An 8,108-nucleotide genomic window follows, 5' to 3' on the forward strand; every position below is an offset into this window, starting at 1 on the left:
CTCCCGGGAAGCCGATCTGGCGCGCGCCGAAGCCGACATGGCCCGGCTGGAAGCGCAGCTCGCCGAACAGGTAGCCCGCGCCACCGCGGATGCCGCCGCGTTGACCGACCGGCTCGCCCGCATGCGCCAGGCCCTCGCCCGGCCGGAGCATGCCGGGGACTCGCGCTTGTCCCAGTGGGCCATGCGCCTGGAGGACACCGAATCCCCCGAGCCGTCCCCGGAGCTTACGCGGCTGCGTGAGAAGGCCTTGGACGCGCGAGAGGTCGCGCTGGACACGCGCCGCCAGGCCGGGCTGGACCTCCAGTCCGCGCTGCGCGTGCAGCAGGAGGACGCCGCCCGGGTAGACAAGGCGCTGTCGTCCGCCGAGTCCGACCTGAAGCGGGTGGAGGACGCCACCCGGGCCCGAGAGGAGGCCGAGCAGAAGGCCCGCCGCGCGGCGGAGGCGGAGACCCAGAAGGTCGTCCCGCCCCCGGCCCTGCGGCCGTCCCCGGAGAAGCCGTCCACGGAGGCGCCGACGCGCGCGGAGCGGCTTCCGGCGCGCGCGCCCGTGGCCGTCACTCCGGCGAAGAGCGACGCGCGCAAGGCGGGCCGGGTGCGGATGCACACGACCATCGACACGCGCAGTGATTCCAACTTCTTCACCGGCTTCTCGATGGACATCAGCGAGGGCGGCATCTTCATCGCCACGGTGGAGGCGGTGCCGCGCGGCACGCCGGTGGAGCTGGACTTCACACTGCCGGGGGGCCGGCCGCTGACGGTGAACGGCGTGGTGCGTTGGGCGCGCGACGGCAACGACCGCACGCCAGACTTGATGCCCGGCGTGGGTGTGCAATTCACCACGCTGCCGTCGGAGGTGGCGCACGCCATCTCGTCGTTCGTGGCGACGCGCGACCCGATGTTCTACCCGGACTGAGGGCTCAGGTGCCCCAGGGGCGCAGGGGCGTGAGCAGCCCCGCGTCCTGGAGGCGCGCCTGGACGTCCGCGGCCAGGGCGACGTGGGCCGGATTGGAGACGGTGAACTTCTCCTGAGTGAGGGTGATGAGCGTGCCCCGGTTGGGGATGTGCTCCACCTGGACGGGCGTGGGCAGTGGGGGCACGGGGCCTCGGAAGTCGGCGAAGTACATGATCCAGCCGACGAAGGTGCCGGGCGATGAAAATTGATCGACCTTGAGCTGCTCCAGATGCGCATGGGAGGTCGCGATTCCGGTCTCCGGCTCCCACGCCAGAGCCATGGCCCGTATCACACCGGCGAGGACGGGCGCGGTCAGCACGCGCTCCCCGACACTGCCCCGACTGCCGGTGTTGAGGGCGCAGACGGAGCATGAATGGATGGAAGCACTCCCGCAGTTGCCGTGAACGCTCGAAGTTTCATCTTCGTTCTCTCCCGCCCAGAGCCAGAAGCTGGAGCTGCCCATGAAGCGATGGGCTTTGCTCATCATGAGCTTCGCGAGTGTTGCTTCATCCGTATGGACCTGGCGCTTCCGGGCCTTCTCGAAATTGGCCGCCGTCTGGTGCCAGCGGTTCCACGTGGACTCCAAAGGGCCCAGCTGCTGGATGAAGGATGCAAGACGCTGAGCACAGGATTCGACCGGCTCTGAACGCGCCAGCCAATAGCAGCCTGCGTAGTACGTCTCGGACATGGTTCCAGGATTCCTTATTGGAGGGGGGCGATGTGGACGACTTCTATCCTGCGCCCGGTGCTGAGGAAGGCCTGTTTGAGGAAGGTGGCAAATCGCTCCTCCGCGACAATCCAGCGAATGCGTCTTCCCTGCGCCATGGCCAATTGGCGATCCGCCTGAACCAGCATCTTTCGGAAGCCCTTGAAGAAGTCCTTCATCTCCATGTTGTCCTTGATGAATTTCTCATAGCCCTGGCCCTTGGCCTCCAGCAGCGAATCGTCGACCAGGTCGTAGCCGTCGAAGTCGACCTCTTCGTCTCCTACCTTGAGCCGGTACGCGGAGCCCTTCGGTGCTCCCGTCACCTGGGCCTGATAGTCGCGGGCGCGGTCGGACATCGACTCGTTCACCTGCACCCACTTGCCCGGGCCACCTGCGCTGCTACTCGAAGGCGGAGGGCCCATGGCGGCCATGGCCACCGCCGTGGACGCGAGCGTCACCTCCACCACGCCGTCCACCACCGCCACCGCGCTCACGTCCAGCACGCGCGCCGGGTTGAAGCCCGCCTGTGTCGAGCCCAGCCGCACCGCGTCCGGGAAACGCGGCATCCACGCGAGCGCGGACGACAGCCCCATCGTCACTCCGTGACTCACCAGCATCGTCACCGCGAGCACGAAGACGCGTGCCACCTCTGGCCCCAGTGCCTGCGCGAAGACTTCCGCCGCCTCCTCCAGCTCCTGGAACGTCGTCGCCCGGTCCGTCGCCGCCTTCAGCGCACCGCACGCCCGTACCACCGTGAGGAATGACTGCACGCCCACGTACGCCAGGAACACGGCGGCAATCACCGCCGCGGCCTTGGTGAACACGGGCTCTGGCGCCGCCGCCAGCACCACCCAGGACGCAATCGCTCCCGACACCACGGACACGAAGAACTCCGGGTTCAGCGTGTCCTGAAGCGCCGCCCCGATGCTCGCGCGCAACGGGTCCAGCGACATGCCCACCGCGAGCGTCAGCCGGTCCAACTCACCGAACCCCGCTCCATCCTCCAGCAAGGACAAACAATCTCCCGGAGCCTCATGCGCCCGGCACCACCGTCCGTACCCGTCCCGCAGCATGAACCCGAACCCCAGGTCCAGCTGCGCTCCCTTCTTCGCGACCGCGCGCACCACCCTCGGTGACCGAACCGTCAGCGGCACCTCCAGCACCAGACGCGCCAGCGCCTCCTCGAACTCCCGAGCGCTGACCGGCACCCGCTTGTCCCACGTGGCCGGGGCGTAGGTCCGCGTCCCCTGCTCCGTACGCAACCGCACCGTGGGCCCGCTGGCGCAGCCCGTGAGCAGCACGACCAGCAACCCCCATACCCCGGCCCTGCTCGCGCTCATGCGGTCCTGCCCCTGTGGCACTCGCGACACTCCTCGACAGACGCCTTCTCCGGCCCTTCCACCAATGCTATGCGCATCCCAGCAATTCATTTTTAACTTGAACATCTTGACTTCACTGGGAGCACATCTTGAAGCCTTCTTCCCTCCTCGCGGCCCTGACCCTGACCGGCGTGCTGTCCGCCTGCGGCCCTGGCGAGGCGCCTGAGCCCCAGCAACTGCCCGCGCAGGACCTGGGCAGCACCACGGCGGCGCTGGATTGCGCCGCGTTCAGCGGCCCCGTGTATCACCGGGTACGTCCGTCCTCGGGCGACAGCCTCCTCACCCTCAATGCGAACGAGGCCGCCAACGCGGCCACCACCTACGGCTACACCGACGACCGGGGCACGCCCTTCAAGGCCGCGAAGTCCTCCGGCACCGGCCTGTCCCCCGTCTACCGGCTCTACAGCCCCAGCCGGGGTGAACACATCGTCACCATCGACGCCACCGAGCGATCGAACCTCATCGCCTCCGGCTTCACCACCGACGAGGGCGTGGGTTTCTATGCGTCCAAGACGGCGGACGCGTGCCTGGTGCCCGTCTACCGCTTCGACAATCCGGGCCTGAAGAAACACCGCCACGCCGTCACCCAGGCGGAGCGCGACGCGCTCACCACCGCAGGCTGGACCAACGAGGGCATCCAGTTCTACGCCGCGCCCACCACGGTGGACACGAAGTTCACCTTCGTCGTCATCCCCGACACGCAGCAGGAGACGGTCTACGCCCCCACCCGGCTCACCCAGCGCATGCAGTGGATCGCCGACAACAAGACGGCCCAGGACATCCGCTTCGTGATGCACACCGGCGACCTGATGGACTGGGACACGCCCGACCACCTCCACTACCAGCGCGCCAGTGATTCCTACCAGGTGCTCGACACCGCCCAGATTCCCTACGCCATCGCCCTGGGCAACCACGACACGGCGGCCGTGTGCCAGGGCGGCAGCGCGTGCCCCGGCAACGTCAACGCCAACCTGCGCAACACCACCACCTTCAACACCTACTTCCCGCTGTCCCGCTTCAAGGCCCTGGGCGGTGTGTTCGAGTCCGGCAAGTGCGACAACGCCTACCACACGTTCAACGCGGGCGGCCTGAACTGGCTGGTGTTGAACCTGGAGCTGTGGGCTCGCACGAACGCCGTGAACTGGGCGAAGACCGTGCTGGCCCAGTTCCCCCAGCACAACGTCATCATCATCACCCACTCACACCTGAACGGCAGCGGCGGCATCGAGCAGTCAAACGGTGGCTACGGCAACAACAGCCCCCAGTACGTGTTCGACACCCTCATCAAACAGTACGCCAACGTGCGCTTCGTCTTCTCCGGCCACGTGGGCAACGCCGCCTACCGCACCGACACCGGCGTGAACGGCAACACCATCTACCAGATGCTCAACACGTTCCACGATGGCACCACGAACCCGACGCGGCTCGTGGAGGTCGACACCGCGGCCAACACCATCAGCACGCGCGTCTACGCGCCGCTGACGAACACGGAGCGCGCGGACGGCGCGAAGGCCTACAGCAACGTGAGCTGGGTGCGCTGAACGGACGCCCCGGATGAAACACACGGGCCCGCTTCCCACTTGAGGAAGCGGGCTCCGTCATCGGACACCTCCTGGCTCACGGCTGGTTGGGACTGCCGATGTTCTGGAAGGGATTGAACGTGTAGGTCGTGGAGAACTGCGACGACGGGCTGAAGTAGTACGCGGCCAGCTTCGCCGGGTCCTTGGCGATCTCCCCTCGCAGGATGGGGCCGTCGTTCTGGTCGTCCCAGCCCCAGGGCGCGTTCGCGGAGTTGGTGCCGCAGTTGCCCGCCACCAGCCCGCAGCCGCCGCTGGTGTCGCCCCGGAACGTGCCGTCGGAGGAGAACAGCGTGGTCAGGTCGCGGCGCGTCCAGAAGCCGTCGGTGGGACTGAAGATGTCGAGCAGCTTGTAGCGCACGTCCGAGTCCGTGGCGGACGACGGCTGCTCCGCCAGCGTGAGCGACGGGTAGTACTTCACGCCGTCTCCGACGATGTCGTAGTACGGCCACGCCTTGAGGCCGTGGCCCTTGGCCTCCTGCGCGGTGATGGGGTGGAGCTCGCCCTCGAAGGAGGCCATGGACAGCGCGCCATCAATGGACTCCGACCCCGACCCGAGCGGACTGCCGGACGGCACGAACGAGTAGAAGTCCTTGTGCGCCACCGTCACCGCGCCCACGAGCGAGCCGTACTCACTGCCGTCGCGCTTCACGATGAGCAGCACGCCCTCGCCGTCGTTCTCGTGCTCGGTGTCGAAGATGGAGTCGGACCAGTCGCGCGGGTGGAAGAACGTGTAGAGCAGGTACCAGTGCGTGGAGGTCTCCACCACGGACTGGTAGGCGTGCGCGGTGAGGGCTCGCGAGCCGGTGTTGTCCCAGTTGTTCGTCCCGCTCCAGTCCCCATCGAAGTCCACGCGGGTGATGAAGTCGGACTTGCCACTCAGCGAATGCGAGCCCGTGACGTCCACGTCCTGGTAGTGGATGGGCGCCCACCGCTTCGTCAGCGCCGCCCTCGCCGCGGACGAACCCACGCCGTTCAACAGCGCCTGCCGGCCCTGCGCGAACAGCTCCTCTTCTTCCAGCACGCCCTCACCGCAGGCGGAGAGCCACATCAACGCCGTGGTGACGGCCGTGAACTTCAGGACAGAGGGAAGACGGCGCAGCGATGACCGCATGGGGGAACCGGCCTTTCCTTGAGGGGAAGGCGCTCATCAGACATCACCGCGAAATCTTTGTGAACGAAGGTTTGCTTGAACTTCCTGTCAAACCCGAGTCGCCTCGCGGGTGACCGTTCCGTCCGTGGGGCGGTTATTTCCAGGAAGGTGCTCCATGATGAACATCCGTTCGTGGCTGGAGCTGCGCTCGAACCTGAAGGAGAACTTCGACGACATCTGTGGAGACACGTTCTGCGAGGGCGACTACAGCAACATCCAGTCGCTGCGCTTCCAGTGTTCCGTCAACAGCGGGACGGGTGTCATTGGCCAGTGCGTCTGGGTGTTCGCCGCGAGCAACGAGGAGCTCAACCCGTCCACGGGTGGATTCTCCGTGCAGACGCAGACCTGGACCTGCCAGAGCCCGCTGGCCAGCGGCACCACGATGGCCTCGCTGCTGACGGCGCTCTCCGGGACCTCGCCCCTCTACGCCACGCTGCCCGGCACCAGCACGACGATCTACGACGGCCTGGTGGACTGCCTGTAGTCGACGGACGCCGGCGCACGGCGACACACCGTCTCCGCGCGTGAACCCAGGGTCCCGGTCCGTACGCCGCACGCGCGAGTGAGGCGTCGGCCCGGAGGGAACAGCGTCGAATATGGCGGGCCCGGTGGGGCGGGGCCTGCCCGAGCTGCTCGACCGCCTTGGCGTACGTCACAAGGGCAGGCTCCTGCGCGCGGCGGTCGTGCTCTTTGGCAAGACGTTCCTTCCCCATCATCCCCAGTGCGAGCTGCGGATGGCCCGGTTTCGAGGCACCGACAAGACCGAGTTCCTCGACCAACGCAACGTGCGCGGACCGGCCTTCCGGCTGCTCGAGGAGGCCGAGCTGTTCTGCCAGCGGCATTTCCCGTTGGCTGGCCGCATCGAATCGGGCCGCCTGCAGCGTGTCGACCGTCCGCTCATCCCGCCAGATGCGATGCGCGAACTCCTGGTCAACGCCTTCATCCACCGGGACTACAGCATCGCGGGTGGCGCGGTATCGCTCGCCATCTTCGACGACCGCGTGGAGATATGGAGCGCGGGGCGATACCCGATAGGCATCACGCCTGAATCGCTCACACGTCCGCATCTGTCGGTGCAGCGCAATCCCATCATCGCGGAGGTCTTCTACCGTGCCGGACTCATCGAGAAATGGGGCCGGGGCACGAACCGCGTCGCCGAGATGTGCCGTGCCGCCGGACTCTCCGCCCCGGAGTTCGCCGAGGTCACGGGCGCCGTGGTCGTCACGCTGCGGGTGAATGTGGGACAGACCCTGGCCGCGGATTGGGGGGTGCTCCGGACGGATTGGGGGGTGCTCCGGACGGATTGGGGGAGGTCGCTGTCCGAAAGGAAATCGACGCGAAGGCGCGTGAGATCATCGAAAAACTAGGTCCCCGACCCAGAAAGGCAGCCCTGCGCGAGGCCATCATGGCGCTTACCTCGCTTCGGCCCTGGCTCCCTGCGGAGCTTGCCTATGAGCTGCATTACAACCCGGACAAGCTGACGGAGCGGCACCTCAAGGCCATGGTCGAAGAGGGTCTCCTCGAACGGACCCATCCCGATAACCCCAAGCATCCCGCTCAGGCCTACCGGACCACGCGCAGGGGCTGAACCATGGCCGTCAGAAGCTCAGCGTGCCCAGCAACTCGAAGGTGTTGCGATACACGTGCACCGGCTCCACGACGATGCCCTGCAGCCCGTTGTCGCCAGTCAGGTCCTTCACGCCCAATTCGTGGCGCGACAGGATGTAGCCCGCGCGCAGGCCTCCATCCACGCCGTGCAGTCCTGGAATGAAGTCCTTCACCAGGATGACGTCCACCCCCGCTCCCAGGTGCAGCGTGTTGGGCCACAGGTTGCGGAAGAAGCCCGGCCGGCGCACCCAATACGAGTTCGGGTTCGCCATCCCCTGCCCGTTGATGCTGCCGTCCTCCAACCGGTACCACGTCAGCCCGTAGCCCACCTTCGCGTAGGGCTGGAAGCCGCCTCGCAGGAAGTTGTAGCGGAGGCTCCCCGCGTACTCCCACATGTCGAGCTTCGTCCTCAGATTGAAGACAGACATCCCGTCCGATAGCGGCACATCCAATCCCAGCGTGCTGCGCGAATGGAACAGCGTGTCCTCCGACGTGAACTTGTCCCCCAGGTAGAAGCTCACCTTGAGCATCGCCGACACCGCGGGGCGCACCACCGGCCGGACCAGGTCCGGGTCGTTGATGTTGCCGGCGATGGCCGGATCCAACGGGTCTGGATCCGATCCTGAGCGAGGGATGAGCTGACAGGCCATCGAGCGGCCGTGAGCCTGCGCATCGGCACGATGGAAGGCGTCTGGTGGGTTACCTCGATGGAGGTGGCAAGATGCCGAAGGTG

General features: G+C 66.8%; 9 protein-coding genes. 5 read left to right on the forward strand and 4 right to left on the reverse strand.

Annotated elements, in window-relative coordinates:
• On the forward strand, positions 1 to 913 hold a 913-nt coding region (locus D7V77_RS38345; protein WP_120581182.1), incomplete at its 5' end, for a TIGR02266 family protein.
• A 4-nt stretch (positions 914 to 917) separates the two neighbouring features.
• On the opposite strand, the gene D7V77_RS46080 is transcribed toward D7V77_RS38345, so the two are convergent.
• Together D7V77_RS46080 and D7V77_RS38355 are read right to left on the reverse strand one after the other, a co-directional pair.
• Entirely contained in the window at positions 918 to 1,640 is a 723-nt protein-coding gene (locus D7V77_RS46080; RefSeq protein WP_120581183.1) for an immunity 52 family protein, read from the reverse strand.
• A gap of 14 nt (positions 1,641 to 1,654) precedes the next feature.
• Positions 1,655 to 2,998, reverse strand: coding sequence for a restriction endonuclease fold toxin 5 domain-containing protein (locus D7V77_RS38355; RefSeq protein ID WP_120581189.1), 1,344 nt, complete (start codon positions 2,996 to 2,998; stop codon positions 1,655 to 1,657).
• A gap of 128 nt (positions 2,999 to 3,126) precedes the next feature.
• Between D7V77_RS38355 and D7V77_RS38360 the strand changes: the two genes are divergently transcribed.
• Positions 3,127 to 4,578 (forward strand): metallophosphoesterase, encoded by a 1,452-nt coding sequence (locus D7V77_RS38360; protein WP_120581184.1) that lies wholly within the window; start codon positions 3,127 to 3,129, stop codon positions 4,576 to 4,578.
• A 76-nt stretch (positions 4,579 to 4,654) separates the two neighbouring features.
• Here D7V77_RS38360 and D7V77_RS38365 read toward each other — a convergent pair whose 3' ends face one another.
• Complete coding sequence (locus D7V77_RS38365; RefSeq protein WP_120581185.1) at positions 4,655 to 5,728, reverse strand: hypothetical protein; 1,074 nt, start codon at positions 5,726 to 5,728, stop codon at positions 4,655 to 4,657.
• A gap of 154 nt (positions 5,729 to 5,882) precedes the next feature.
• Here D7V77_RS38365 and D7V77_RS38370 point away from each other — a divergent pair, with 154 nt between their 5' ends.
• From D7V77_RS38370 to D7V77_RS43430, 3 genes are all read left to right on the forward strand, one after another.
• Positions 5,883 to 6,251 carry a hypothetical protein gene (locus D7V77_RS38370; protein WP_233597492.1) on the forward strand — a complete coding sequence of 123 codons (369 nt, stop codon included), beginning with the start codon at positions 5,883 to 5,885 and terminating at the stop codon, positions 6,249 to 6,251.
• 112 nt (positions 6,252 to 6,363) lie between these two features.
• Positions 6,364 to 7,134: an ATP-binding protein gene (locus tag D7V77_RS38375; RefSeq protein ID WP_120581186.1), complete on the forward strand. Its 771-nt coding sequence runs from the start codon at positions 6,364 to 6,366 to the stop codon at positions 7,132 to 7,134.
• A 38-nt stretch (positions 7,135 to 7,172) separates the two neighbouring features.
• Positions 7,173 to 7,355: a Fic family protein gene (locus D7V77_RS43430; RefSeq protein ID WP_126936209.1), complete on the forward strand. Its 183-nt coding sequence runs from the start codon at positions 7,173 to 7,175 to the stop codon at positions 7,353 to 7,355.
• A gap of 10 nt (positions 7,356 to 7,365) precedes the next feature.
• On the opposite strand, the gene D7V77_RS38385 is transcribed toward D7V77_RS43430, so the two are convergent.
• Positions 7,366 to 8,108 (reverse strand): hypothetical protein (locus D7V77_RS38385; protein WP_233597493.1); only part of this gene is annotated, 743 nt, incomplete at its 5' end.

The sequence above is a fragment of the Corallococcus sp. CA041A genome (genome assembly GCF_003612075.1).
GTDB lineage: Bacteria > Myxococcota > Myxococcia > Myxococcales > Myxococcaceae > Corallococcus > Corallococcus exiguus.